This is a genomic window from Alistipes sp. cv1, assembly GCF_900240235.1.
Taxonomy (GTDB): Bacteria; Bacteroidota; Bacteroidia; order Bacteroidales; family Rikenellaceae; genus Alistipes_A; species Alistipes_A hominis.
In genome coordinates, this window is record NZ_OEPW01000004.1 from 230672 (window position 1) to 255260 (window position 24589).

Here is a 24589-nt window from a genome sequence, read left to right on the forward strand (position 1 = left end):
TCTAAATAACAACGACTATGGCAACAAAAATGACAATTAACGGAGTAAGCACCTGCCAATCGGCAGGAACGGAGAACTACGAGAAATTCCAAACGGGTATCGGCAGACGCAAACGCACCCTTGTGCAATACGACTACCGCCACACGGACGGGGAACTTTTCTCTTGTGTCAAACCCACATTAGACGAATGTCGAGCCGCACGGGACAAGTGGCTAACGGCAAAGGAAAGGAAGGAGGAGAAGCGATGAACGAAGCAGGCTACCAAACGCTGATAGTCAAATTCAGCGAACCCATTACGGCATTGGACGGCATCTTTGACGATGCCGAAGCGTGGGGAGTTGATACCCTAAAGGGGTGGATAGACAGCTATGAAAGCAGCCGTTTCACTGCCATTGACAGCCATACGGCAGTCATCACGAGCGAGTATAACATGGAATGTCTGAAAGAGTGGCTGGAAAAATGCACACCCATAACCGAGAAAACAGAATTTTGAACATTGGGGCGGTGTCCGCACCGCCCGAACCATAAACCTAAAAGACAACGGATATGATAGCAAAGACAATTTTAGAGCAGATTGGCGGCAGACGCTTTGCCGCCATGACGGGAAGCAAAGACTTCACAGACATGGGCAACGGCTTGCGCATGAGCCTTGCGAGGAACAAAACCAGTGCCAACCGCCTTGACATCATCTATGACGGAGGGGCAGACCTATACAATATGCGTTTCTACCGCAAGACGTTCAGCAAAAAGACATTCGAGAGCAGGACGAAGGACATTGAAACGCACGAGGGGATATATTGCGATATGCTGGAGGAAATGTTCACGATGGTAACGGGACTTTACACCCGCTTTTGAGGGGTGGGCGGCAAAAGCCGCCTACTTTCTTTCATGAGCATGATGGCGGATAAGAAAGTAGGCAAAGAAACCTTTGTACCAATCTACGATAGTATTCACAAAAACAAGTTTTAATCATGGAAACAATCAGACAGAACGGAAAAACCATCTTGTACAGCAACGACGGCATAAGCATAAAGATGGTTTTCAAGAACCTTACGGGCAGGAATTTTCAAGGTCAGGAATATACAGACTATATCCGGCATATCGCAATCGGCAGCATGGGATTTTCACCCGGTATCATAGAGCATTGCAGGGACGGTGAGGTTGCAGGCAAAGGGACAATCCCGAATGTATGAAAACTGAAACTCCGATGAAGTTGGCGGCTTCATCGGAGTTTCTTTCGTCAGACACTTATTCTTTATGGTACATACAGCAGCGCAAACTCAGCCTTCCTTCGTTTGAGCAGCATGGCGTGGCGTTTCCCCTTATAGTTACAGAAAGCGATATACTCCCGGTAGATGTTCCTGTCACCCGCCTCCAGCTTTCGGATTAGCGTGCTTTTGGGTATCTTCCCACTCCCCAAAAGACGGTACGGACCGACATTGTAGGCGAGCGTGGCAAGCAGAAGCGAATCCTTCCCGAACTGCTGGAACATCGCGCAGAACTTCCGCAGGTCTTTTCGCAGAAGCGCGTCCGCCTGCCGCTTCGTCATGGTGCGTGCCGAATACCTTTCCCCCGGCTGCAACCGATGTCCATATCCTACATACGGGTGATGTTTTTCCGAATGCCAGCCCTCAAAATACTTCGTGCATCGCACCGCCCTCTCAAATGGTGGCAGCCGGTAGATAGCCGCCTGCCCGTCCGTTCCCTCATGGCGTCTGTTCCGTGCGGACACGGAACAGACCGCCAGAAGCGAACAGAGGATAGCCATGAATACACGCATCATCGTGTAAGGGGCTTGAAGTTCCCGATGGGGACAACAGTGATAACCCCGTCATCCTTCACGTTTCGGTTGTTGAAGTCAAATTCCAACTCATAGGAGTTGCCGAAATTGTCCTCCACTACCACGATGAAGTTGTGCGCCTCGTCACCTTGCGCCGTGTAGTACAGCCGAAACTTCTCGTTTTCGAGCAGGTAGCGGTCATTGGGCAGGAACGTGATGCCGTTGTCCATTTTCAGCGTACCATCCCCCTCAAACTGGAAATACCGGATGGTATAGAGGGTGTTGGCGAAGTCGCCCGTCTTTTTCAGTTCACAGCGGATTTCCACTGTCTGCCCCTTGCTTACCTTGTTCGGCACGGGCATGGTTTCCACCGTGAAGGGATAGGATTGCTGGATGTCCATATCGTCGTCACACGATACGGCGGTGAGCGACACGGCGGCGAAAAGGCAGAGTGCCAACGCCTTGAAAATTGATATTCTCTTGTTCTTGTTGTTCAGTATGTTCATTGTCCTTTGATTTTTAAGTTATTGTTATTTTTATTTTTTCGTTGTCAGTTGTAGATACTCGTTCAAGTCCTTGCAACCATCATAGAGGGCGGAACGGTCGCAGACACGTTCCCCATAGTGTCCTTTCAGCGTTTCCAACGTCCGCCGTCCGGATTCATCACGGTCAAGATAACAGTCTATGCGCCCGTAACCGCCTAAATACCTCATCGCCTTTTCCACGTTGGAAACCGAGTTCAGCACAAGACAGTCACCCGTTTCCAATCCGAGCGTGGCGGCGGAAAGGAAGTCTATGAAGCCCTCAAATACGCTGCACAAGTCAGCCGGAGAGCCTTCCGCCTTGACCGGCGACACATCCTTCGGAGGCACGCATCCTTTGAAGAAACGGCTGCGGATTTCATATCCGCCAGCCACATTCGGGAAGCCGACGGCGAAATACCGCTTGCCACGCACTCCGTAATTCAGTTGGCAGCAATACCGGGATGCAATGCCGTAAGGAATGCCCCGTTCCGCCAGATAGTCCGTCAGTGGAGAACGAAACAGCGGGGTGGCTTCCACTCCTTCAAAGGCAGGTTCTGACGGTTTAGGCTGGAAAGTTGGTCTGCTCATTTCGGGAACAGGCATAGGCATATTGGCGGTTTCCGCTATGAACTTCACTTGTTCCATGAAGTCGTTGCTTCCGATAAACTCCCCGGCAAGCGTGAAGATGTCGCCGCCCTTGCCCGTACCGAAGTCGTACCAGAGCTGTTTCGCCACGTTCACACGGAAAGAGGGCGTGCGCTCATTGCGGTATGGCGCACGATACCACAACTCGTTGCCGCTTCTTCTGACAGGCTCATGCCCCAGCCGTGCGAGGAAGTCCGCAAGGGCTATATGCCTCATGGCGTCGATTTCCGTCCGTTCCATGCGGAGCGTCAGTTTATGATGAACTTCACGCCCACGCCCCACTGCGTATGAAACTTCCTCGTGTCGCCACCCCACAGGCAACGCTCCCGGAGGTTGGCGAGCAGAGCGATACGGTCTGCCACGTAAAACTCCACATCGAGCGTCAGTGCACCGCCGTAGATAAAGGAGTCCCGGTCATGGAGCGTGGAGCCGTCATGCAACACCTTTTCGCCCCAGTTCACCGATTCATATCCGGCAAGAGCCGAAGCCCCTGCATAGACGAACACGATTTTACGGGCATCGGAGAGTATCTTGAAGTAGTATCCCCCCTCCGCCGTGAACTGCGCCACGGGTATCTTCCCGTCCTTGTAAGGGTTGTTCTTCAACAGGTACTCGCCGCCGAACACCCATTTATTCCCCTTTTTCGTGTAGGTGGAAAGAGCCGCCCCGAAGCTGTGCCCGCCGTCGTTGCCGCCGGGATTGAAACCGTCCGCCATGTTCGCCCTGACCTCGATGCCCTGCATCTTCGGCAGGCATCGCTGGGCGTGCGCCTGCCCCGTGAACAGGGCAAGCGACGCGATGACTATTGCGATGTACTTTCTCATGGTCAGCGCACTTGAAGTTCGTTGATGGTATTGGCACGTACCAAGTCCTCGTTCTCAATCACGAAAGACTGGTGGCGACCTCCGTTCTTCTCGTTGAGTTCCACCACGAGGCATTTGTCGTCGGGAATGGTAAACTTCGCCATCGTGAATACCGTGCGCTCGCTCTTCTTTCCCGGCACGAGTGTGGCGTAATTCTGCGCACGGAGCGGCAGGATGATCTGCTCCTGCACGGCGGTACGCTTCGCCACCTTCTTGTCCACGATTTTCCATGTGATGTAGTCCACATCGAAAGGCACGTTGCTCTGGTTCTTTATCTCCGTGTGGAAATAGAGTAACCCGTTATGCGTATAGATACCTTTCAGCAGGTACTGGATGCCGAATCGCTTGCAGCCGATATGCTTCACCTCGCGCTTGTTCTGCCCCAGGATGGACTTCATGATAAGGCGCACCAGCATTGGGCTTTCGCTGCCCAGCTCCTTCAGGTAGATTTCCTGCGCGTTGTTCGGGCGGTTCACCTTCTCGCCATCATGGATGAAGTCACACATCTCCACGTTGAGCAGCAGCGGTTCATCGGCATATTTCACGTTGAAGGTATAGAAACTCCCGTCCTCCGTTATCACGGACATATTGGTTTCGTTCGGGAAGTTCCTCACGGTCGCTTTCACGCGGATGACGTTCTCCGCTCCGTCGGCTTTACCCGCAATCAGGTCGGGCGAGCCTAAATCGACGTAGCGCACCTCCGAGGGGAAAATGACGTGGACGGTCTTGTCGTAGGTCACTTCCAAGCCGTGCGGGGGAACCATGCGGTCGAAGGTCAGCTTCTTTGTCAGCCCGTGATACAGATCGCCGTCCGCCTCCTTCTGCGGATAGACCTCCTTTGTCAAGGTCGGTTGTTCACTTCCGTTGTCCGTTACAACGGTTACGTTCTCCTGCGCGTTGGCAGTTGCGATGCCCATAGCGAGGGCAAGCATGATGATTACTTTTTTCATTCTACTTTGGATTTTAGTGGTAAATAAAAATTTGGTTGTTGTTTTTTAGTCGTTGATTGTTATTGTTTTCAATCTCTGTCCTGATATAGCATGACCTTGTATCCGGATTTCAGATGCACCTTGACGGTACGCATCTTCTTGGCGATATACTGGCTCGTGCCTTGTATCAGCCCCTTGCCCAAGTCGGAGGCGAGCTGCGCCCCTGCGTTGGTGGAGATATTAATGCTGCTGCCCAGCGAGCCGCCCATGTTGGCGGCAACCTCCCTGACGGCGTTCATCTCCATCGAGTTTGGAATGAAGATGCCGGGCTGTCCGTCCGTGTCATACACCGCCAGTTCTACCGGGATAATCGTACCTGCGTACTCCAGCGAAGTAATTTCAATATCGAGTCGTTCGCCCTGAATCTTTGCCGTGCCTACCACCACTGCATTGCGGGGTATGATTTTGTCCGCCACTGCCATCGGCTCCAGCAGCCGTAATCTTACCACCTGCCCGTCAGTCACACTCTGCGCCCCATAGACACACGCCGATATGGTGTTCCTGTCCGATACAGTCGTGACACCCACCGCCGTATTGAAACTGCGGTTGTGCTCCTGCGAGAAGGAGGCGACAAACTCAGCGTTGCTCATCGGCTGTGAGAGCGAAGATACCACCTGATGCGTTACCTGCCTGACAGGTGCAGCAGTGTTCTTTCCGGCTTTCTGCACGGGGTAAGGCTCTGCCGCCTGTCCGACAGGTGGTTGTGTGCCGTTCTGCCCGCCCATGTACTTCGCCGCCAGTTCATAGGACTTCTCCATGAGTGCCACTTGGTCATCCATAGCGGATGCCTTGCCTTTCTCGGTTTCCAGTTCCGATTCCAGCGAGGCGATACGCTCTAACAGTTCGTCCATATCCGCATTGTCGTTCTTTGGCTGCTCGTAGAAGTTGCCGAGCGTGGCATTGAGGTCGCGGTAGGCGGCTGCGGATGATTGGATGGTCTTCGGGGCGGACTTCACATTCTCTTCCATGCCTCCGGGATTGGCAAGGTCGAAGTCCCTGCCGCTATCCGTTTCCGCCACTTCGCGGTCGAACATATCGCCCAGCTCCTGCATGGTGCGGCTGCGGTTCTCCTGCCGTTCCTCCATCGCCCCCTGTTCGTAGGCTTTCACCTTGTCGCCGATGATCTGACGGTTCGCCTTGTCAGCGTCGGGCATTTCGATATTGTAACCACCCGTTCCCGGTTGCTGCTCCTTGTCGGAAGACGGGGCGAATATCAGCCACATAGCACCGATGAATACCAGCACCATAGCGGGCAGCACTATCATTTTCTGACGTTTCAGCCTTTGGGCTTCGGTCAGCGGCTTGCGCTCCTTCTTCGGTTTCCCATTGTCGGGAGCCGCCTTATTCTCGTTTTTAGGTTCATTCTTCGTCTGTTCCATATAAATAAGGTATTACGTTGTGATTGTTTTACGGCTTTACGGACAGTCCCACCTGTCCGGCATGGTCTGTTACTATCCGGCTGCCGCCATTCCTGCCGATGTCATAGACGGCTTTGCCGAAGGTGTAGATGGCAAGCACCGCGAAGGCGGCGAGCATCGCCAGCACGATGCGCCTGCGTGTCTTCGGGGGCAAACCGTCCAGATAGCCTTTGAGCCTTGCCACCAGCATTTTCTTTTTGTCGTGGAGCTTCCAGTACGCACGCCAAAATGATTTCCTGATTTTCTTCATGTCCGTTACCTTTTGATGGTTTGTAAATCCTTGTTCTCGATAATGGTGAATCCCTCAATGGTGAAACCGTTGGGATTGTTGTCCGAACGGGACGAGTTCAAGAGGCGGCACGTGGTCACGAGGCTGCGTTCGGTGACGTTGCTTTGCCGGATGATTTTCTGCGTGGCATAGGTCACGGCACGGTAGGGATAGCCGTTGAAGTCGCACACCACGCTGTCCACCTTCAGCACTTGGTTGATGTTCCCGGAGATGATGCGGTTGTAGTACCCCTTCTCGGCAAAGTCCGAATAGTAGTTGTACACGCTTTTGTCCGCCAATAGCAGGGCGCGTTTCACGTTATGCTCTATCGCACTCTTTTCGGGCGAGAGCGTGAAGAATAGCTCGTGGAAGCGGCGCACGTGTTCCCTTGCCTCCGCCGGACGGTTCTGCGACAAGTCCTGCGAGAGAGCCAGCATCAGCGACTTGCCGTTGTCCAGCACGTAAATCTTTTCCCGTTGCCGCTCCGCGAAGCGGTAGGAACTCCACACGCTCCATACCGTTATCACGGCGCACAGCGAGAGGAAGACGATACCGAACAGGCGTATCTGCCTGAACGATGATTCGATGTTTTTGAGTGACTTAAATTCCATTGTTGTTTATTCGTTTTTAATTGTCAGTTGATTATTTCAGCAGTTTCCCGGCACGTCCGACCACGTTTCCTGCGGCTGCACCCGCCACGCTGCCCGCCATGCTTCCGGCTCGTCCCGCCGTCTGGTTCACGTTGCGGCCGTAGCTTCCCATGCCTCCGGCTTGGATAATCCAGCCTGCCACCGTTGGAATGGTGAAGTAGCCGATGATGCCGATTATCATGAATATGATATACACCCCGTCACTCGAATCCAGCGAGAAGTTCGGATCAGCCTGCATCCGTTCGATGTCGCTTTGCAGCATCAGCACCTGTATCTTCGCCAGTATGGTACTGAACATATCCGATACGGGCAGCCACAGATAGACCTGTATGTAGCGGCATATCCACTGCGTGAGCGTGCTTTGGAAGCCGTCCCACACCGATATGGCAAAGGCTATCGGACCGAGTATCGCCAGCACCACGAGGAAGAACGTGCGGATGGTGTCTATCACGAGGGCGGCGGCTTGGAACATCAGTTCCAGTATCTCGCGGAAGAAGTCGCGGATGCCCTTCTTCATGTTGTACATCCCACGCTCAATATACATCCCCGCCATCGTCACCATGTCGCCGGGCGACCAGCCCAGTTCCTCCAGCTGTTTGTCAAACTCCTCGTTCGACACGAGGTAGGCGGTTTCGGGGTTGCGCATCATCGCCTCGTATTCCAGTTTGTCCTTCTGCTCACGGTATCGGTTCATGTCCAGCGTTTCCGCCTCCAGCATCTTTGCCGTACCCTGCACGACGGGCGACATGATGCTGTTTATCGTACCCAATACCACCGTCGGAAAGAACATGATGCACAAGCCTATCGCGAAAGGGCGGAGCATAGGGAACACGTCTATCGGTTCGGCTCTCGCCAGCGACTGCCATACCCGGTAGGCCACATAAAAGAGTGCGCCCAGCCCGGCGATGCCTTTCGCCACGCCCGCCATGTCCCCGCATAGCGGCACCATCTGTTCGTAGAGCGAGCGCAGAATTTGGTGAAGGTTGTCGAAATTCATAGGCTACCAATATCTTTCGTTCATGTTCCCGTACAGCCCCATGATGCGGTCAAGGTCGTTTTTCTTCTTCGCACGCAGGTAACTCACGCTAATGTTCTTGTTGGTGTAGTAGCTCACGAGGTTGCGGTAACGCTTCATTTTGGAGTAGCAGCGTTCCACCACGTCCATGCGCTCCTTGTCCGTCATGGAGAGCGTGGTGATATTCACCACATTCTTCAGTTCCGTCAGCACATCGTTGGATTCCTCCAATAACTTGGTGTAGCCAAAGGCGATGGCTCCCAGTTCCTCCACCGTGAAGTTGTCGTCACGCATCATCTTCTGGAAACTGGTCACATAGGTGTCGGTGATGTCACCCACCATCAGGATGGTCTGCTGCACCTTCCGGGCGTCCTTTACCAGATTGTTCACGGATTTGAGTGCGTCGTAATACTTCTTGCCCTGTTCGTAAATCTTCACGGTCTCTTGAAAATTTTTTATCATATTTTGGGCGGTCGTGGAAGTGTGTACCACGTTCTTCGAGGTGTTCACGATGCTCTGCGCGATGTTGGACGGGTCTATCACCGCCCACTGTGCGCTTGCCCTGCCGACTGCAAACAGGCACAGGCAGATAATAAGTGTTATTCTTGTTCTCATGTTACTTTGGATTTTAGTGGATTTCATTATTTATTGCTCGCCTATCGGATGGTCCGGTTTCGGGTTCACACGCACGTAGTCCCCGTTCGGCGAGAAGGTCAGGATGTCCGTCGCCTCGTTGTAGGACACGTCGATGCGGAATCCGGTGTTCATGAACAGATTGCCGTTCTCCTCCTGCAAGAGATAGGTTTCCGGCTTCAGCTTGCGGCGGATGCCGCTCCGCTTGAATACCGTCACCTTATAGGCTTCGCCCTCCTTGTAGATAAGCACGTCGGGCTTGCCCTCCACACTCTCCCAGTTTCCGCAAAGCAGGTCGCGTCGGTTGTCCGTTATGTCGCAGGATTGCAGCACCATGACCGCCAGCCCGATTAAACACTTGCTGATTTGCAGCATTTTCGTTCTTGATATACTCATACGCATTTTCTTTTTTAGTTGATGAATCTGTTTCTATTTATTCCTTTTTTCTCCGCCTTTCGGCAAGCTGCCGGATGACGGCTTCAATGTCGCCGCCCAACTGTTCCGCCAGACGGTAAACCTCTACTTTTTCCGTTTCTTCGGTGGTGTACGCCAGATACTCTTCAGCACTAACTTCGGTGGCATAGACTGCCGACTGCGTACCGCCCAGTCCTATCCACACTTCCTTGTAGAGCCTTGACGGGTTGTTCGCCATGTTGATGGAGAGTATCTGCGACTTCTCTTTCTCCGTCAGACCCAACAGGGACTGTATGGCATCAAACTTGTTCATGTACTTCCGCTGGTCAAGGAGTATCTTGCAGTCGGAGTTGTTGATGATGCTCTCCTTGACGACGGGCGAGGAAATGATGTCGTCCACCTCCTGCGTCACCACGATTGCCTCCCCGTAATACTTGCGCACGGTCTTGTACATATAGCGCAGGTACTCAGCCATGTTCGCCGAAGATAGAGCCTTCCAAGCCTCTTCCACTATCAACTGTTTCCTTACGCCTTTCAATCGGCGCATCTTGTTGATGAAGGCTTCCATGATGATGATGGTCACCACAGGGAAAAGCTCGCGATTTTCCTTTATACTGTCAATCTCGAAGACGATGAACCGCTTGCCGAGCAGGTCGATGTTCTCCGTGGAGTTGAGCAGGAAGTCGTAGCGTCCGTCCCGGTAATACTGCCGCATGGTGGTGAGCATATTGTCGATGTTGAAGTCGGACTTCTCCACCTTTATCTCACGTTCCGCCAGTTCGCGGCGGTAGTCGTCGCGCATATACTCGTAGAAGGTGTTGAACGAGGGGACGATGCTCCGGTCAGCCCTGATACGCTCGATATAGGCGTTCACCGCACTGCCCAGTTCGCCGCTCTCCGTCTTCGTCACTTTGTCGTCCTCCGACTTCCAGAGCGTCAGCAGCAATGTCTTGATGCTGTCCTTTTTCTCCACGTCGAACACGTAATCATCGGTGTAGAACGGGTTGAACGAAATCGGTTTCTCCTCCGTGTAGGTGAAGTACACGCCGTCCGCCCCGTTTGTCTTGCACCGGATCATCTCGCACAAGCCCTGATAGGAGTTTCCCGTGTCCACCAGCACCACGTGCGTACCCTGCTCGTAGTATTGCCTCACGAGGTGGTTCATAAAAAAGGATTTGCCGCTGCCCGAAGGACCCAACACGAACTTGTTGCGGTTGGTCGTGATACCCCGCTTCATCGGCAGGTCGCTGATGTCGAGGTGCAACGGTTTTCCCGTAAGCCTGTCCACCATCTTGATGCCAAAGGGCGAGAGCGAACTGCGGTAGTTGGTTTCCTCCGTGAAGAGGCACACCGCCTGCTCGATGAATGTATGGAAACTCTCTTCCGCCGGGAAGTCCGCCGCGTTGCCGGGCATCGCCGCCCAGTAGAGCGTCGGGCAGTCGATGGTATTGTGGCGCGGCACGCACTCCATGCTTGCCAGCTGGCTGCCCACATCGTTCTTGATATGCTTCAGTTCCTCCGCGTCATCGCTCCACGCCATGACGTTGAAGTGCGCCCGTACCGAGGTCAGCCCGTAGGAATGGGCTTCGTTCAGGTACTGGTCTATCCACTCGCGGTTGATGCTGTTGCTCCGGCTGTATCGGGATAGCGACTGCATATTCCTTGCGGACTTCTCGAACTTCTGCAAATTTTCCTCGCTGTTGTCGATAATCACATACTGGTTATAGATGTGGTTGCAGGAAAGCAGCAGCCCCACGGGGGAGGCGAAGGAGAGGCGACAGTCCGAGCGGTCGGTGGAGAGTTTCTCGTAGCGGATGTCGGTAGCCACCTTTCCGGGCATATCCTCCGCGTCGGAGAGGGTGTGCAGGCACAGGCGTTTGTCACCGATACGCATTTCTTTTGCCGAGAGGTCGATGTCCTGCAAGGTCGTGTCGCCTTCGGGCATGAGCGAGAAGTAACGCTCTATCAGCCCGGCGGACTTCTCCGTCCCGACAATCTCGTCGGTGGAGAGGCGGCGCAGCCTCACAAAGCCGCTGTCGTTCATGATGCGCTCGAACTGTTCGGCGGCCTCCATGAACTTCCCGGCGGTTTCCTTGTCCAGCTCCTTCGGGATGATATGTCCCCGGCACAGCGTACTGAAGTTGCTCTGCATACGGTTACGTTCTTTCGTCGTCTTGGTCAAGTAGAGATAGCAGGAGTGTTTCAGGTACGGACGCTCGTTGAAGTGGCGTTCAAAGGAACGGCTCAAGAAACTCATGTCGTCCTTCTGTAACTCCGGCATATATTTCTCCTTGATGAACCAATCCTGCTTATGCACGACGCAGAAGTACGGCAGCACCTTGATAGCCTTGCACCAGCAGCCGTGTATCGCCTCGTACTCTGCGCCCGTCACGGTGTAAAGCTCCGGCAGTTCCACCTCAAAAGCCACCGTGATGTCGGCGTCTTTGGAGATGATGCAGCCATGCTCCACCGCCAGCAGGGGGAACTTGTTTTCCAGTGTTGTCATTTTGGATGTATTTCTCATGTCGTTTCTTCCTTTCGTTGCCGTTTGAGTAATCGGGTGATCCGCCGTCGGTTGATAAGGTATCGGGGATGGCTCCTTGCCGCTCCCAATTTCATCAGCCCGTGTTCGCCGTACCGGGCGTTCAGCGCGAAGGTCTGCCATACGAGGACGGAAGACGATGCCGCGCCGAAGCCGATACATATCCACTGGTCGATGCCGACCATATAGAGGATGACGAACAGGACGAAGAGAGCCAGCAGACCTCCGCAGAAGATGAAGAGGTACTGAGCCTTCAAACCCTTGAACTCGACCGGACGACCGATACCCTTGTTTATCGGGTATTCAGCCATACATTGTTTATTAAAGGAAGAATGAGCGCAGGATAGTGGCGGCGACAATCAAGAAGATACAAGCCCCGAACCACGAGGCGGCGGTCTTCGAGGTGTCCGGGTCTCCGGACGAGAATTTTCCGTACACTTTCACGCCACCGATAAGCCCGACTACCGCGCCGATGGCGTAGATTAATTTCGTGCCGGGGTCGAAATACGAACTCACCATAGAGGTGGCTTCGTTGATGCCAGCCAGACCGTTTCCCTGTGCGAAAGCGGAGGCGGTTGCGGCAATCATAAGTGCCGCAGCGATGATTAACTTTTGTCTGATGTTCTTGTTCATAAACTGTTCTTTTTTGTGCCGTTCAAAGGGTGGATAGTCCTTTTTCGGGCGGTTGATACTTGATTACTTTACTTTGGTTTTAGTGGTTGCCCGTTTGTTTCTACGGACTTGGGGCTGTCCGTTGCGGGTTGGCTGTACCTTGTACCGCCGTGCGCGTGGGTGTCGTCATTTTACGTTTTCATTTCCATTCTTTTTTAGTTGTTATACATAGTTTCGGAAGTCGAACTCCTCGATGTTGTCGGGAATCACGAACACCTTTTCCTTTTGTTGTGTCACGGTCATGTTCACCGTGTCCACGAAAACTGCCATCGCCTTTGCAATCCTCTCGCTCATTGCTTCATCGGTCAGGCGTTCCGTTATTCTTGTGAAAAGCTCTGTCCCGTCCAGTTCCGTCATGACCTTTCCGGCGTGTCGCATTTCCTCATCGGATGGTGATTCCTTCCGTATGGTGTGTACTGCCATGTCAATATCCTCGAAGCTACTTCCCGAAGCCTGCTTTTTGTCTGGTTCTTCATCCTCCGGTTCATCTTCTCCGTACTCCAGTTCCGAGGGCGGGATGCTCGTGAAGGTTTCATCGAGTTTGTCCTCCGGTACTTGTGTCGGGCGTGAGACGGTTTCCGTGTTTCCGTCGTCAAAAGTAGCCTCTTCCTCCGACAGCTCAATGCCTTTTTCCGAAGTGGCGGCTTCTTGCGTCGGTATGGCAGCGGTTGTCCGGGTCGATGCCATCTTGAAACGGCTCTTGCCAATGATGTCCGAGGTGTCTGCGTGAGGTATTTCCTTATCCTTTCCTTGCTCTGCCACCGTACTGTCCAATGACCGCCACAGCCCGGCAATATGTCTGAAGAAACGGATGAGCTTCGTGTCCATGATGCGGTCATAGAACAGCAGAAACAGAAACCACACGTTGCAAGCAACCGATACGATTAAAAACGCCTTTGTCATAATCTTACTTTTTGGGCGTTTTCAATCTGTTCCATGTACTGCTGCCCGTATTGTCGGAAATGGTCGCGGAGGATGTTATCCACAAACTTGCCGATGCTCAAACCGTTTCCCATCCGACTGGTAACGATAGCGACTTTCTCATGAATTTCTCGGCTGATGTATATACATTGCCGCGTTTTGATTTCCGATGCTTGCAGGAAAGTCGAGAGCGGTTTGTCTCTGCCTTTATCCTTGCGGAAGTCAACGCCGGTATTTTCCTGATCGTAGTCGGTTGTACACTTTGCTGCACTGGCAGCGGTTCTTTCACTCTTTCCTGTTTGCAGGCAGTCTGCCTGTCGGTTCTTCTTTGTTCTTTTCATACTCCTTTGTTGTTTATTGTTTCTATAGATTATAGGATTCCATGTGCCGTTTGAACGATTCGGCTATCTCGTCTTGGAACAGCATGAAATGGTGTGTCAGCACGTTGTCAAGAAAAGCCGCAATAGTCACCTCGTTGCCTCCGATTACATGGAGCATTTTCTGTATGCGGTCGTGGTACTCCTTGCGGATATATACCTGCTTGCCGAGCCTTGCCGTGACATTGGATCCACACATGAATACCGTGTCATAATCCTGCTTTTCCGGCTTGCCATTCCTGCGCTTGCGTTCCGGTTCCTCTTTGGGACGGGAAGCAGGCGATGTAATCACCGTCTGTAATTCTTCTTTCGGAGGTGGAGAAGGTGCGTTTCCGCCCGTACTTCTCGCTTCCGGTGGAATGCTTGTATCGTCCAGCCGAAACGAGTTGATTACGGCTTCGCTGTCGATGTCCTCGATTCTTGTTTTCTTTGCCATGACATTCAGTTTTTGATGATGCCGAGAATCTCATCCGCGAGTTTGTCAAGGTTGCTGCCGCGTATCAGCGTTTTGTCCGCAGGGAATGCCGTGGAACGGAATACAGCCTTGCGTTCTGCCGCTGTCTCCTTGCGGAAACGCTTGCTGTCCGGCAGGTATGTTTCCAGAATGGGCAGGGCGAACTCGGCACAGACTTTGTCGTATGCCTTGTATAGTTCTGTCTTTTCGCGTCCGTCCACCATGTTCCACACGAGATAAATCCCTTTGATGCCGGACTTGCCCGTGCTTATCATCTGTTCGTTGATGACAGTGGCGAACTTGATGGAACTCTCCATCACCACACGGTCGGCGATGATGGGCGTGAAGATATAGTCCATTTTGGAAATGGTCTGTACCACGTCGGCGTTGTTGATGGTTCCCGGCAGGTCGAAGAACACGAAATCGAGGTCGGGCTGCGCTTCTACCAGATTTTCTGCGGTTCTTATCGCGTCTTCCGCACGGCTGCATCTGATTGGGTACGGATTTTTCTTCAGCCGCTTGAGTTGCTCATACGCCAGCACTTTGTAATGCCCGTCCTCCATGACGGCTTTCATGTCACGCTTGCGCATATCATGGATACTGTACTGCGGAAAATCGCAGTCCACCACGGCTACGTTATAGCCTTTCACATAGTGCAGGTAGCTTGCCACAAGCACTGTCAGGGTTGTCTTACCCGCTCCACCTTTCTGCGTGGAGATTGCCACATAAGTTGCTTCTTTCATTTGTCTGATAATTTATTTGGTTATACATCTGTCCGGTGGCGGTAGCGTATTGCCATTCATACATACGCACGCGCTTCCATTTATTCCGCCATTCCTTAATACGGCTGTGCCTGCGGGCATTCATCGGTCTGTCCAATCACCCACGCCTTTATCCGTCCGTATGGACGTGTGCTTGGAAAACCGGCTGAATATGTACACCCGTGTTCAGCCGGTTGGATTGATGTCCGGATTGCTGTCCGAACATCCGGCGGAAGGAGTGTATTTTCAGTCCCACATCCGAATCACACTGCAAATAAACAAGGATATTTTGGAACTTGTATCACTTCTCCGGCAAGTGGCAGCACGTTGCGCCGGTTGACACTGATTGTCCGGGTCAAGCCTCTGTCCGATACTGCGTTAAGGGCGTAACTTTGCACCCGAACGGCAGGGTTCGCCGTAGGTGGCGCAGCCCGGAGTTTGAAAGGCATTCCCCCCAATCCGTCCCCGACGGATTTTTATGTTCACCTGAACATAGCAAGGTATGTTTTCAGCCGCTCAAAATATTTTGAGCATCCCGGAAAACGCCTTGCCCTTGCAGGGGGCGGGCTTTCCCTCCGAAGTCGGGAAGCCTTTCAAAACTGCGGTGCTGTAATCCGAAGCGGCGGCTTATGCCGTCAATCCGCTAAATCCAAAGTAATATGAAAGAGAAAAGGAAAAGCAAATCAGGGAGAAATCCCAAACTTGATCCGGCGGTGTACCGTTACACCGTCCGTTTCAATGAGGAGGAACACAACCGTTTCCTCGCCATGTTCGGAAAATCGGGTGTCTATGCACGGTCGGTTTTCCTCAAGGCGCACTTCTTCGGACAGCCGTTCAAGGTGCTTAAGGTGGACAAGACGCTGGTGGACTATTACACCAAACTGTCGGATTTTCATGCACAGTTCCGTGCCGTGGGTACGAATTACAACCAAGTCGTGAAGGAACTGAGGCTGCATTTTTCAGAGAAAAAGGCGATGGCGTTGCTCTACAAATTAGAGCAACACACCGTCGAACTCGTGAAACTGAGCCGCCGGATTGTGGAACTTTCAAGGGAAATGGAGGCGAAATGGTCGCAAAAATCAGTGTAGGAAACTCGTTGTACGGCGCGATTGCCTATAACGGGGAGAAGATTAACGAGGCGCAGGGGCGGTTGCTTACGACCAACCGCATCTACAATGACGGTTCGGGAAAGGTGGACATCAACAAGGCGATGGAGGGTTTTCTCACCTTCATGCCGCCACAGATGAAGGTGGAGAAGCCGGTGGTGCATATTTCGCTCAACCCGCATCCGGAGGATGCGTTGACCGATGCGGAATTGCAGGATATAGCCCGCGAGTATCTGGAAAAACTCGGTTTCGGCAACCAGCCTTATCTTGTTTTCAAGCACGAGGACATCGACCGCCACCACCTGCACATCGTGACGGTTCGGGTGGACGAGAACGGGAAATGTATCAGCGACAAGAACAACTACTATCGTAGCAAACAAATCACCCGTGAGCTGGAGAAGAAATACGGGCTGCACGATGCGGAGCGCAGGAACCGCCGTCTTGACACGCCGCTAAGCAAGGTGGACGCATCGGCAGGCGATGTGAAGAAACAGGTAGGCAACACCGTGAAAGCTCTGAACGGGCAGTACCGTTTCCAGACGATGGGCGAATACCGTGCGCTCCTTTCCATCTATAACCTGACGGTGGAGGAAGCGAGGGGTAACGTGCGCGGACGGGAATATCACGGGCTGGTCTATTCCGTCACGGACGGCAGGGGCAACAAGGTGGGCAACCCGTTCAAGTCCTCGCTCTTCGGGAAGTCCGCAGGCTATGAAGCCATGCAGAAGAAGTTTGTACGTTCCAGATCGGAGATTAAGGACAGGAAACTGGCAGACATGACGAAACGTACCGTTCTTTCCGTGCTGCAAGGCACTTATGACAAGGATAGGTTTGTTTCCCAACTTAAAGAGAAGGGCATCGACACCGTACTGCGCTACACGGAGGAAGGGCGCATCTACGGGGCTACCTTCATCGACCACCGCACGGGGAGTGTGCTGAACGGTTCGCGCATGGGCAAGGAGCTTTCGGCGAATGCCTTGCAGGAACACTTCACCCTGCCATACGCCGGACAACCGCCGATACCGTTATCCATCCCTATGGATGCTGCGGACAAGGCACACGGACAGACCGCATACGACCGTGAAGACGTATCGGGCGGAATGGGCTTGCTCACTCCCGAAGGTCCGGCGGTAGATGCCGAGGAAGAGGCTTTCATCCGGGCGATGAAGCGCAAAAAGAAGAAAAAGCGCAAGGGCTTGGGTTTGTAATCGGAGTATCAACAATTAAAAAATCAATGTATGTCACAACAAGAAGACGATTTGAGGGCATTGGCGAAAATCATGGATTTTCTGCGTGCCGTGAGTATCATTTTAGTGGTCATGAACGTGTACTGGTTCTGCTACGAAGCCATCCGGCTATGGGGCGTGAACATCGGTGTGGTGGACAAAATCCTTCTGAACTTCGACCGCACGGCGGGGCTGTTCCATTCCATTCTGTACACGAAACTGTTTGCCGTCCTGCTGCTTGCCCTGTCCTGTCTGGGTACGAAAGGGGTCAAGGGCGAGAAAATCACTTGGGGAAGAATATGGACGGCACTCGCCGCCGGATTCGTGCTGTTTTTCCTCAACTGGTGGATACTGGCTCTGCCGCTGCCGGTTGAAGCGGTGACGGGCTTGTATATCCTTACCATCGGCACGGGCTATGTCTGTCTTTTGATGGGCGGGCTGTGGATGAGCCGCCTGTTGAAACACAATCTGATGGAGGATGTTTTCAACAACGAGAATGAGAGTTTCATGCAGGAAACGAGGCTCATCGAAAGCGAGTATTCGGTCAATCTGCCCACACGCTTCTATTACAAAAAGCGTTGGAACAATGGCTGGATCAATGTGGTGAATCCCTTCCGTGCGTCCATCGTGTTGGGTACGCCGGGCAGCGGCAAGTCATACGCCGTGGTAAACAATTTTATCAAGCAACAGATTGAAAAGGGCTTCTCGATGTATGTATATGACTTCAAATTCAGTGACTTGTCCACCATAGCCTACAACCATTTGCTGAACCACCCGGAGGGCTACAAGGTGAAGCCGAAATTCTATGTGATCAATTTCGACGACCCGCGACGCTCACACCGTTGCAATCCCATACACCCGGATTTCATGGAGGATATTACGGACGCTTACGAGAGTGCCTACACGATAATGCTTAACCTCAATAAAACTTGGGTGTGACCTGTAAAGTCACGTAATTGATTGTTAGACAGTGATATTAATTGCATGATTTAACCCGCTGTTCCGTCAGCGGTAGCCTACTATAAGGTGCATCTCCAGTGATGGGTTGTGCCAAGCTTATAGGACAAAGTACACTTTCCGAAAGGACAAGACTGAACCGTGAGGGAATGTCAAGGACGGTTAGTATCATACCGTTGAGTGGCGAGGCTGGATAGCATGGTTAACGTAAGTGAACTGACTTTAGCCGTCGTAAGGTTTGAAGGAGCGCAAGATACTTTAGCTCTCACCAAAAGGTAAGCAGTCGGATAACCCTTGCCCATGTTGGGGTTACACGGACACAGCACTGCCGGCGGACTTGGCAGAACCTAAACTATCCGTTTGTCAATTACGTGGAACAGGGCAAGCCTGTATCTCTCTCGTAAGAATGCGAGTAAGCGAACCGCAAGGCAAGCCGAATGGGGTGCAGGTATGAGATAACGGAAAAAGCGAATGCCACCCTGTAATGGGGTGGATACGGATTGAATCAACATCACGGGTTGTTATTGGTGACATCATCCGACACGAAAGTGGGCAGACTTCCGTATATGGTAACTCTTTACAAGATAACTTTTAGAACTTTCAAAAGGAGGAAAGCAAATGAACGAAACTAAAACATCGTGTGCGCCTGCTGATAGTAGGAATCTAACTTGGGACGGCATGGACTGGTCCAAGTGTGAAGCCTATGTCCGAAAGCTACAAGCGCGTATTGTAAAGGCTCAAAAGGAAGGCAGACATAACAAGGTGAAAGCCTTGCAGTGGATGCTGACCCACTCTTTTTACGCCAAGGCATTGGCGGTAAAGAGGGTTACTTCCAACAAAGGGAAGAAAACGTCTGGAGTAGATAAACAGCTTTGGGATTCTCCCAAGCGCAAGTACAAAGCAATCGGTGAACTGAAACGTCGTGGTTACAATCCGCAGCCGCTTCGTAGGGTTCACATCAAGAAAAAGAACGGTAAACTCCGACCGTTGGGAATACCGACAATGAAAGACAGGGCGATGCAGGCATTATATCTCATGGCATTGGAACCGATAGCCGAAACGACAGGCGACCGCTTTTCTTATGGTTTCCGCAAGAAACGCAGGACAATGGACGCTATCCGTCAGATTGATACGGTTCTAAACCGCCAGCATTCCCCCGAATGGATTTTGGAGGGAGACATTAAAGGCTGCTTCGACCATATCAGCCACGACTGGCTTCTTAATCATATCCCTATGGATAAGACGATACTCAGAAAATGGCTGAAATGTGGAGCTGTATTCAATGGCAAACTATTCCCGACAGAAGAGGGTACACCACAAGGAGGTATCATATCACCGACACTTGCAAATATAGCACTTGACGGACTTCAACCACTCTTGGCTGAAAGATTCAAAAGATTATGGCGCAACAATAAGACATTCCACTACAAGGTAAACCTTATTCGTTATGCGGATGACTTTATAATCACAGGTCGAGATAAGGAGCTATTGGAAAACGAAGTCAAACCTATCGTGATAGAATTTCTCAAAGAAAGAGGGCTGACCTTATCCGAAGAGAAAACTACCATTACGAACATATACGACGGTTTTGATTTCTTAGGTTTCAATGTGAGGAAGTTTGGCAAAAGGCTATACACATCCCCGTCCAAAGATGCACAGAAACGCTTCAGGGCAAAAATCGGTGACATCGTTAAAGGACATAAAATGTGTAAGCAGGAATCGCTGATACGAATGCTTAATCCTGTAATCACAGGTTGGGGCAACTATTACCGATATGGTGCATCAACCGATGCTTTTCATGGTTGTGACAATCACATTTACAATCTCACGAAGAAATGGGCTTTACGTCGCCATCCAAAGAAACGCAAGTCTTGGGTTGCAGACAAATATTGGCATGAAATTCGGGGGCGTAAATGGACGTTTGCATGGAAATATGAAACCAAGAGCAAGAAAGTGAACTACCTGACCCTTAAAAGGTTGTCGGATATACATTATACCCCGTACAAGCAAATCAAAGGTGAGGCAAACCCTTTCGACCCGGAATACGATGATTATTTCTTTCAGCGAAAGGAGCAACAAATGCTGGAATCTCTCAAGGGACGTAAGTCTCTCTTATATTTATGGAACAAGCAGAACCGGATTTGTCCGTTATGTGGCAAGGAAATAGATTGTACAAAAGCATGGAACGTCAACGAAATATCTGTTGGTGGTTCGATTGTACGGCAACTTGTCCACAACAACTGCTACAAGCGAAATAAACGAAAATGTTGAAAGTATGAGCCGATTTCTAACAACAAATAGAAATATTGAGTTGCTTGAGCCGTATGAGGGGAAACTCTCATGTACGGTTCTTAGGGGAGAAGGGGGCAGCAATGCCCTTGACTTACCCGATGTGCAAAAGCAGGGCGACTTCTTCGTGGAGTCACCTATCATTTTGTTTGCCAGCATTATCTGGTATCTCAAAATCTATCAGAACGGGAAGTATTGCACGTTTCCCCATGCCATCGAGTTTTTGAACCGCCGCTACGAGGATATTTTCCCGATACTGACCTCTTACCCGGAGCTGGAAAACTACCTTTCCCCGTTCATGGATGCTTGGCTCGGAGGGGCTGCGGAGCAGCTCATGGGGCAGATAGCGTCGGCGAAAATCCCGCTTTCGAGGATGATTTCCCCGCAGCTCTATTGGGTGATGTCGGACAGCGAGTTTACGCTGGACATCAACAATCCCGAAGAGCCGAAAATCCTATGCGTGGGCAACAATCCCGACCGTCAGAACATCTACGGGGCGGCTCTCGGATTGTATAACTCCCGTATCGTGAAACTCATCAACAAGAAGGGAATGCTGAAGTCATCGGTCATCATCGACGAGCTGCCCACGATATACTTCAAGGGGTTGGACAACCTTATAGCCACCGCCCGAAGCAACAAGGTTGCCGTGTGTCTGGGATTTCAGGATTTCAGCCAGCTGGTGCGCGACTACGGTGATAAGGAGGCGAAAGTGGTGATGAATACGGTCGGTAACATTTTCTCCGGGCAGGTGGTAGGTGAAACGGCAAAGACACTATCGGAACGGTTCGGTAAGGTGTTGCAGAAACGGCAGTCTATCTCCATCAACCGGCAGGATGTTTCCACCTCCATCAACACGCAGATGGATGCGCTCATTCCGCCGAGCAAGATTTCCGGTCTGACGCAGGGAATGTTTGTCGGTTCGGTGTCCGACAACTTCAACGAACGTATCGAACAGAAAATTTTTCACTGCGAGATTGTGGTGGATGCCGAGAAGGTGAAGCGGGAGGAACGTGCCTACAAGAAAATTCCGGTCATTACCGATTTCACGGACGAGGACGGCAACGACCGCATGAAAGAAACGGTGCAGGCGAACTACCGGCGTATCAAGGAAGAGGTGAAGCAGATTGTGCAGGAGGAACTGGAGCGCATCGCGGGCGATGATAACCTGAAATATCTGTTGCAGCAGAAGTAAATAAAAAAATGAAGAAAGGCTTACCATAAACCTTTCTTCATTTTTTTAGAACTTAAGCATTATCCATACTTACTAAGATTCCGTTTTCCAAAATTTTTTGCAATGGAATTTTCTTTAAGATTTCTTGATAAGTGCTATAGAAGTCATTATCAAGTCCTATATAAACAATATTGTCATGTAATTCTTCTATAACACTAATATGTGAATGCAATTTGCACTTTTTATCAGAACAATCTGATACGATACTTTTAATTCGTTCCAACTTATTTAATAAATCATCATATTGAGATAACCCTTTTGTAGTTGGTTGTATTTGATAATTAGTTTTCTTTGCCGGTTGTATATTATGTTCAGGATCTAATAATACTATGTGAAATATAGAAGAATCCCGATCAAAATAACCTACAATACGCCCCGTACTTTTTGTTATCGAAAATTGCATTATTGGAAAATCTGTCTCATTGTCCAATATTTCTTTTGGTAGCCAATCTAAATCTTTTCGTTGAATAGGAATGTTTTTAGCACTCCAATCTATTGGATGACATCTTAATGCAATACTACCTCTATTTTCTTCTAATACTTCTTGCGGTGTCATAGTACCCAAAGCACCTAATCTTTCAAGAAGCCCAATATGCCATCCCTTAGAACACTCTCCAATCTGAAAATTAGGTATCTGCTTAAAGTAAGAGAAGGAAAAAGTTATCTTCCTTCTCTTTAACTCATTTTCTTGTTCTTTGGTAACTAATGATTTGTTTCCGTATTTAGGAGAATCTGAATTAAGATTTAATAGTTTCCCATTTTTTCCCATAATACTCAATCATTAGTTCTGGAGTAATAACCTTGTCACAACGCTCATTTACATTTAAATCTCCACGTGTTTCAATCCAAGGCATCTCATTGTGGGACAATCGTTCTAATTCAGCACCGCTATATTTAAGATAATTCTCCAATATAAAGTCAATGAATTCAGCGTCTTCTGATGATAAACTCACATTGTGATTCATGCAATCATCAATATTGATTTCTGAATAGAGATATTTTGTAGAATTAAATCGATTGTAGATTTCTCGATTTACCGGACCATGAATCCATGCTTCAAACTCGCCGTCAAACATAGGTTTTTTATTGATACCATAAGACCATGCTTGAACATAATACAATAACTTCTGCAACTTTAAATTTATTAAAGACGCAAATCTATCTTCCGATTTTACTCGTAAGATAATGTAGTCTGTTATATCGTGTATTGAGTTCATCTGAATTATGACTATATCAATTTCAATGCAAAGTTAATATCTTTTTCTAATATAACAAAATAATGAATTGAATTGATGTGATTTATTCTAATGAATTTGTTTTTTATCTCCTCATACGATCCAACTCATCATCGCGCAGCATCCTCTCGTTCAATTTCTCCTGCATTCTGTCAAGGAAGTAGGTGCGGCTTTCGTTCTTCCGGCGTTTGATATCGGTGTAGAAACGGTAGCAGTCCTTCGACTCAACCCCGAATATCTTGTAAAGGAGCGGGGCAAGCTGTTTGAGCGGCATGTTGCCGTTGTTGATGCAGCCCATCTCGTCGATGCCGTAGATAAGTTCCACGAGGTCGATGGCATTGCCCGTCCATTGCAGGAGGCTGGTGGCGGTTTCTGTTGTGTTGTTGGCGGATATCAGTGGCGGCACTTGGGGCGTGGCAAGGAATTTCTGCATCTTCCTCACGAAAGACAGGGCCTTGCTGACATAGGCGGCAATCTCTCTCTTTTCTTCTGACAGGTTGCGCACGGGATGGTGCTGCAACTCGATTTCGATGTAGGCAAGCGCGATGACGGTAAGGTTCGCGTCCATGCTACCGTTACACAGTTCGATCACTTGGGTGGCAAAAGCCGTGTATGCCGTTTCCATATTGCAGTCACCGGCTTCGTTTATCAGGCGGAAAAAGTCGGTTTCCGCCAGCAAGAAATAATTCATGGTTCTGTCAATTTTGAAAATTACACTTTGTTTTCTGCGTGCGCACATGAATATAATTGGCAAAAAACGCGGCAGAAAATAAAAAATCCAACACTCAATTTTACAAAGTACTGGATTTCAGAGGTATAAAATTCAATATTTTTTCACAAGGACAAATTATCTCCGACTTAAATTGTTTGTAATCAGAACATTTATTCTATTCCTGAAAATAGAAATGTATGCTTGCCGCACATTTTGGCTATCTTGCTTTTTTATCAAGGATATAGATAATGCGACATACACCGTTGGAATAGCTTTTCAAGGAGGAAAGCGTCCAGTGTTGCTCTGGCAGAGCCGACTTAAAAAAATGTCGTCCGCTTCCGGATATGAAAGGAACGGTGTATAGTATGATTTCATCCACAGCGTGCATACGCAGTAGTCCGTTTATATAATCTGCCGTATCCAGTGTGGCTTCCGCGAGGTAACGGATGTTTGTGCCGTCTTTTCTCCATTCGTGCAGCATTGAAATGGAATAGTCCGGTGTCACACGGTAAAGGGCTTTCTTCCTGATTTCATCAAGACCGCAACGGTCAAGGCACAAATCCTGATGTGCTTTATCATATAACTCTGAAGAAAGACATCCGTCCATCGTCAGTACGGCGAGAATCTGAACTTTACCCATAATCGTTTCCTTTCGTTAGGCAAGGGTAAAAAAGTAGCGTGCAATTCACACTACCTTCAAGCGATGGCTCTGGTAAAGCCTTTACGGAGAGTACGTGAATGCACGCTATGCGTAAGCATAGCATAAGCATCACGCAATCGTCTCCGTAGTTCCAATTTACCAGATTTTCGCTTGAAACGCCTTGCGGTCTTATCCTATATGTTGGCGGCGAAAAGCTCCTGCCAATCGCCGTTTTTCTCAAATGTTATGCAAAGATAGCCAAATTCA

General features: G+C 50.3%; 31 protein-coding genes and 1 pseudogene. 10 read left to right on the top strand and 22 right to left on the bottom strand.

The features are described 5' to 3' along the window. The first annotated feature begins 17 nt into the window (after positions 1-17). From C1A08_RS08305 to C1A08_RS08320, 4 genes are all read left to right on the top strand, one after another. Positions 18-248, top strand: coding sequence for a DUF3873 domain-containing protein (locus C1A08_RS08305; RefSeq protein WP_005643946.1), 231 nt, complete (start codon positions 18-20; stop codon positions 246-248). Continuing rightward, positions 188-493 carry a DUF6956 domain-containing protein gene (locus C1A08_RS08310; RefSeq protein ID WP_005643944.1) on the top strand — a complete coding sequence of 102 codons (306 nt, stop codon included), beginning with the start codon at positions 188-190 and terminating at the stop codon, positions 491-493. Before C1A08_RS08305 ends, C1A08_RS08310 begins: the two co-directional genes overlap by 61 nt. Positions 494-546: 53 nt before the next feature. Then, positions 547-855: a hypothetical protein gene (locus C1A08_RS08315; protein WP_004310301.1), complete on the top strand. Its 309-nt coding sequence runs from the start codon at positions 547-549 to the stop codon at positions 853-855. A gap of 116 nt (positions 856-971) precedes the next feature. Further along, positions 972-1193 (top strand): DUF7688 family protein, encoded by a 222-nt coding sequence (locus C1A08_RS08320; protein WP_004310300.1) that lies wholly within the window; start codon positions 972-974, stop codon positions 1191-1193. 62 nt (positions 1194-1255) lie between these two features. Here the strand turns inward: C1A08_RS08320 and C1A08_RS08325 are convergent, their stop codons facing one another. The 18 genes from C1A08_RS08325 to C1A08_RS08410 form a co-directional block, all read right to left on the bottom strand. Continuing rightward, entirely contained in the window at positions 1256-1783 is a 528-nt protein-coding gene (locus C1A08_RS08325; RefSeq protein WP_005827312.1) for a glycoside hydrolase family protein, read from the bottom strand. Continuing rightward, on the bottom strand, positions 1780-2286 hold the full coding sequence (locus tag C1A08_RS08330) for a DUF3872 domain-containing protein (protein WP_005840067.1): 507 nt from the start codon (positions 2284-2286) through the stop codon (positions 1780-1782). Before C1A08_RS08330 ends, C1A08_RS08325 begins: the two co-directional genes overlap by 4 nt. A gap of 30 nt (positions 2287-2316) precedes the next feature. After that, complete coding sequence (locus tag C1A08_RS08335; protein ID WP_005840064.1) at positions 2317-3189, bottom strand: toprim domain-containing protein; 873 nt, start codon at positions 3187-3189, stop codon at positions 2317-2319. An 8-nt stretch (positions 3190-3197) separates the two neighbouring features. Beyond that, positions 3198-3773 carry a conjugal transfer protein TraO gene (locus tag C1A08_RS08340; protein ID WP_032937888.1) on the bottom strand — a complete coding sequence of 192 codons (576 nt, stop codon included), beginning with the start codon at positions 3771-3773 and terminating at the stop codon, positions 3198-3200. 2 nt (positions 3774-3775) lie between these two features. Then, complete coding sequence (gene traN / locus C1A08_RS08345) at positions 3776-4762, bottom strand: conjugative transposon protein TraN (protein WP_005840059.1); 987 nt, start codon at positions 4760-4762, stop codon at positions 3776-3778. Between the two features lie 68 nt (positions 4763-4830). Beyond that, entirely contained in the window at positions 4831-6180 is a 1350-nt protein-coding gene (gene traM / locus C1A08_RS08350) for a conjugative transposon protein TraM (protein ID WP_005840057.1), read from the bottom strand. A gap of 28 nt (positions 6181-6208) precedes the next feature. After that, positions 6209-6469 (bottom strand): TraL conjugative transposon family protein, encoded by a 261-nt coding sequence (locus C1A08_RS08355; protein WP_044546584.1) that lies wholly within the window; start codon positions 6467-6469, stop codon positions 6209-6211. A 5-nt stretch (positions 6470-6474) separates the two neighbouring features. Further along, positions 6475-7098: a conjugative transposon protein TraK gene (traK, locus tag C1A08_RS08360; protein WP_005840053.1), complete on the bottom strand. Its 624-nt coding sequence runs from the start codon at positions 7096-7098 to the stop codon at positions 6475-6477. 31 nt (positions 7099-7129) lie between these two features. Then, a complete protein-coding gene (gene traJ / locus C1A08_RS08365) occupies positions 7130-8134 on the bottom strand; it encodes a conjugative transposon protein TraJ (protein WP_005840051.1) in 1005 nt (334 codons plus the stop codon). A gap of 3 nt (positions 8135-8137) precedes the next feature. Continuing rightward, positions 8138-8767, bottom strand: a complete 630-nt coding sequence (locus C1A08_RS08370) for a DUF4141 domain-containing protein (protein WP_004308927.1) — start codon at positions 8765-8767, stop codon at positions 8138-8140. A gap of 30 nt (positions 8768-8797) precedes the next feature. Beyond that, positions 8798-9181, bottom strand: coding sequence for a DUF3876 domain-containing protein (locus C1A08_RS08375; RefSeq protein ID WP_055229054.1), 384 nt, complete (start codon positions 9179-9181; stop codon positions 8798-8800). Between the two features lie 37 nt (positions 9182-9218). Then, entirely contained in the window at positions 9219-11723 is a 2505-nt protein-coding gene (locus C1A08_RS08380) for a TraG family conjugative transposon ATPase (protein ID WP_055229036.1), read from the bottom strand. After that, positions 11720-12052 (bottom strand): DUF4133 domain-containing protein, encoded by a 333-nt coding sequence (locus C1A08_RS08385; RefSeq protein WP_004311206.1) that lies wholly within the window; start codon positions 12050-12052, stop codon positions 11720-11722. The genes C1A08_RS08380 and C1A08_RS08385 overlap by 4 nt, the downstream gene beginning before the upstream one ends. 10 nt (positions 12053-12062) lie before the next feature. Further along, positions 12063-12374: a DUF4134 domain-containing protein gene (locus tag C1A08_RS08390; protein ID WP_004311205.1), complete on the bottom strand. Its 312-nt coding sequence runs from the start codon at positions 12372-12374 to the stop codon at positions 12063-12065. Positions 12375-12575: 201 nt separating this feature from the next. Continuing rightward, entirely contained in the window at positions 12576-13316 is a 741-nt protein-coding gene (locus C1A08_RS08395) for a hypothetical protein (RefSeq protein ID WP_005643920.1), read from the bottom strand. Continuing rightward, positions 13313-13705, bottom strand: a complete 393-nt coding sequence (locus tag C1A08_RS08400; RefSeq protein ID WP_323808623.1) for a DUF3408 domain-containing protein — start codon at positions 13703-13705, stop codon at positions 13313-13315. Before C1A08_RS08400 ends, C1A08_RS08395 begins: the two co-directional genes overlap by 4 nt. Then, positions 13698-14147 carry a DUF3408 domain-containing protein gene (locus C1A08_RS08405; protein WP_005840035.1) on the bottom strand — a complete coding sequence of 150 codons (450 nt, stop codon included), beginning with the start codon at positions 14145-14147 and terminating at the stop codon, positions 13698-13700. Before C1A08_RS08405 ends, C1A08_RS08400 begins: the two co-directional genes overlap by 8 nt. Before the next feature lie 5 nt (positions 14148-14152). After that, complete coding sequence (locus tag C1A08_RS08410; RefSeq protein WP_004315325.1) at positions 14153-14908, bottom strand: ParA family protein; 756 nt, start codon at positions 14906-14908, stop codon at positions 14153-14155. A gap of 228 nt (positions 14909-15136) precedes the next feature. Here C1A08_RS08410 and C1A08_RS13490 point away from each other — a divergent pair, with 228 nt between their 5' ends. The 6 genes and pseudogenes from C1A08_RS13490 (at position 15137) to C1A08_RS08445 (ending at position 21696) form a co-directional block, all read left to right on the top strand. After that, a complete protein-coding gene (locus C1A08_RS13490; RefSeq protein WP_072067647.1) occupies positions 15137-15316 on the top strand; it encodes a hypothetical protein in 180 nt (59 codons plus the stop codon). A gap of 269 nt (positions 15317-15585) precedes the next feature. Next, positions 15586-16014, top strand: a complete 429-nt coding sequence (mobA, locus tag C1A08_RS08425) for a conjugal transfer protein MobA (RefSeq protein ID WP_004291488.1) — start codon at positions 15586-15588, stop codon at positions 16012-16014. Beyond that, positions 15993-17240, top strand: coding sequence for a conjugal transfer protein MobB (gene mobB / locus C1A08_RS08430; protein ID WP_004348454.1), 1248 nt, complete (start codon positions 15993-15995; stop codon positions 17238-17240). The genes mobA and mobB overlap by 22 nt, the downstream gene beginning before the upstream one ends. A gap of 30 nt (positions 17241-17270) precedes the next feature. After that, a pseudogene (locus tag C1A08_RS08435) lies at positions 17271-18194 on the top strand (YWFCY domain-containing protein); the annotation flags it as partial. Positions 18195-18833: 639 nt separating this feature from the next. Next, positions 18834-20486, top strand: coding sequence for a group II intron reverse transcriptase/maturase (ltrA, locus tag C1A08_RS08440; RefSeq protein ID WP_004308488.1), 1653 nt, complete (start codon positions 18834-18836; stop codon positions 20484-20486). Between the two features lie 4 nt (positions 20487-20490). Beyond that, the gene (locus tag C1A08_RS08445; RefSeq protein ID WP_101572699.1) at positions 20491-21696 is read left to right on the top strand and encodes a TraM recognition domain-containing protein; all 1206 of its coding nucleotides are present in this window, start codon (positions 20491-20493) and stop codon (positions 21694-21696) included. A gap of 52 nt (positions 21697-21748) precedes the next feature. On the opposite strand, the gene C1A08_RS08450 is transcribed toward C1A08_RS08445, so the two are convergent. The 4 genes from C1A08_RS08450 to C1A08_RS08465 all read right to left on the bottom strand — a co-directional run bounded on the left by C1A08_RS08450 (position 21749) and on the right by C1A08_RS08465 (position 24322). Next, entirely contained in the window at positions 21749-22504 is a 756-nt protein-coding gene (locus tag C1A08_RS08450) for a hypothetical protein (protein ID WP_004293874.1), read from the bottom strand. After that, a complete protein-coding gene (locus C1A08_RS08455; protein ID WP_004293873.1) occupies positions 22473-22952 on the bottom strand; it encodes a Panacea domain-containing protein in 480 nt (159 codons plus the stop codon). Before C1A08_RS08455 ends, C1A08_RS08450 begins: the two co-directional genes overlap by 32 nt. A gap of 103 nt (positions 22953-23055) precedes the next feature. Then, on the bottom strand, positions 23056-23661 hold the full coding sequence (locus tag C1A08_RS08460; protein ID WP_004293872.1) for an RteC domain-containing protein: 606 nt from the start codon (positions 23659-23661) through the stop codon (positions 23056-23058). Positions 23662-23899: 238 nt separating this feature from the next. After that, on the bottom strand, positions 23900-24322 hold the full coding sequence (locus C1A08_RS08465; protein ID WP_004293871.1) for a dihydrofolate reductase family protein: 423 nt from the start codon (positions 24320-24322) through the stop codon (positions 23900-23902). Between the last annotated feature and the right edge of the window lie 267 nt (positions 24323-24589).

Bases quoted from the DNA above. Each gene is read 5' to 3' on its own strand.
- C1A08_RS08310 (WP_005643944.1), top strand. From the start codon at position 188: ATGTCGAGCCGCACGGGACAAGTGGCTAACGGCAAAGGAAAGGAAGGA.
- C1A08_RS08390 (WP_004311205.1), bottom strand. From the start codon at position 12,374: ATGAACAAGAACATCAGACAAAAGTTAATCATCGCTGCGGCACTTATG.
- C1A08_RS08410 (WP_004315325.1), bottom strand. From the start codon at position 14,908: ATGAAAGAAGCAACTTATGTGGCAATCTCCACGCAGAAAGGTGGAGCG.
- C1A08_RS08450 (WP_004293874.1), bottom strand. From the start codon at position 22,504: ATGGGAAAAAATGGGAAACTATTAAATCTTAATTCAGATTCTCCTAAA.
- C1A08_RS08370 (WP_004308927.1), bottom strand. From the start codon at position 8,767: ATGAGAACAAGAATAACACTTATTATCTGCCTGTGCCTGTTTGCAGTC.
- C1A08_RS08335 (WP_005840064.1), bottom strand. From the start codon at position 3,189: ATGGAACGGACGGAAATCGACGCCATGAGGCATATAGCCCTTGCGGAC.
- C1A08_RS08460 (WP_004293872.1), bottom strand. From the start codon at position 23,661: ATGAATTATTTCTTGCTGGCGGAAACCGACTTTTTCCGCCTGATAAAC.
- C1A08_RS08405 (WP_005840035.1), bottom strand. From the start codon at position 14,147: ATGGCAAAGAAAACAAGAATCGAGGACATCGACAGCGAAGCCGTAATC.
- C1A08_RS08375 (WP_055229054.1), bottom strand. From the start codon at position 9,181: ATGAGTATATCAAGAACGAAAATGCTGCAAATCAGCAAGTGTTTAATC.
- C1A08_RS08465 (WP_004293871.1), bottom strand. From the start codon at position 24,322: ATGGGTAAAGTTCAGATTCTCGCCGTACTGACGATGGACGGATGTCTT.
- C1A08_RS08395 (WP_005643920.1), bottom strand. From the start codon at position 13,316: ATGACAAAGGCGTTTTTAATCGTATCGGTTGCTTGCAACGTGTGGTTT.
- C1A08_RS08330 (WP_005840067.1), bottom strand. From the start codon at position 2,286: ATGAACATACTGAACAACAAGAACAAGAGAATATCAATTTTCAAGGCG.
- mobB (WP_004348454.1), top strand. From the start codon at position 15,993: ATGGTCGCAAAAATCAGTGTAGGAAACTCGTTGTACGGCGCGATTGCC.
- traN (WP_005840059.1), bottom strand. From the start codon at position 4,762: ATGAAAAAAGTAATCATCATGCTTGCCCTCGCTATGGGCATCGCAACT.
- C1A08_RS08385 (WP_004311206.1), bottom strand. From the start codon at position 12,052: ATGGCTGAATACCCGATAAACAAGGGTATCGGTCGTCCGGTCGAGTTC.
- C1A08_RS08340 (WP_032937888.1), bottom strand. From the start codon at position 3,773: ATGAGAAAGTACATCGCAATAGTCATCGCGTCGCTTGCCCTGTTCACG.
- C1A08_RS08355 (WP_044546584.1), bottom strand. From the start codon at position 6,469: ATGAAGAAAATCAGGAAATCATTTTGGCGTGCGTACTGGAAGCTCCAC.
- mobA (WP_004291488.1), top strand. From the start codon at position 15,586: ATGAAAGAGAAAAGGAAAAGCAAATCAGGGAGAAATCCCAAACTTGAT.
- C1A08_RS08455 (WP_004293873.1), bottom strand. From the start codon at position 22,952: ATGAACTCAATACACGATATAACAGACTACATTATCTTACGAGTAAAA.
- traK (WP_005840053.1), bottom strand. From the start codon at position 7,098: ATGGAATTTAAGTCACTCAAAAACATCGAATCATCGTTCAGGCAGATA.
- C1A08_RS08315 (WP_004310301.1), top strand. From the start codon at position 547: ATGATAGCAAAGACAATTTTAGAGCAGATTGGCGGCAGACGCTTTGCC.
- traJ (WP_005840051.1), bottom strand. From the start codon at position 8,134: ATGAATTTCGACAACCTTCACCAAATTCTGCGCTCGCTCTACGAACAG.
- C1A08_RS08445 (WP_101572699.1), top strand. From the start codon at position 20,491: ATGAGCCGATTTCTAACAACAAATAGAAATATTGAGTTGCTTGAGCCG.
- C1A08_RS08325 (WP_005827312.1), bottom strand. From the start codon at position 1,783: ATGATGCGTGTATTCATGGCTATCCTCTGTTCGCTTCTGGCGGTCTGT.
- C1A08_RS08380 (WP_055229036.1), bottom strand. From the start codon at position 11,723: ATGAGAAATACATCCAAAATGACAACACTGGAAAACAAGTTCCCCCTG.
- C1A08_RS08320 (WP_004310300.1), top strand. From the start codon at position 972: ATGGAAACAATCAGACAGAACGGAAAAACCATCTTGTACAGCAACGAC.
- traM (WP_005840057.1), bottom strand. From the start codon at position 6,180: ATGGAACAGACGAAGAATGAACCTAAAAACGAGAATAAGGCGGCTCCC.
- ltrA (WP_004308488.1), top strand. From the start codon at position 18,834: ATGAACGAAACTAAAACATCGTGTGCGCCTGCTGATAGTAGGAATCTA.
- C1A08_RS08305 (WP_005643946.1), top strand. From the start codon at position 18: ATGGCAACAAAAATGACAATTAACGGAGTAAGCACCTGCCAATCGGCA.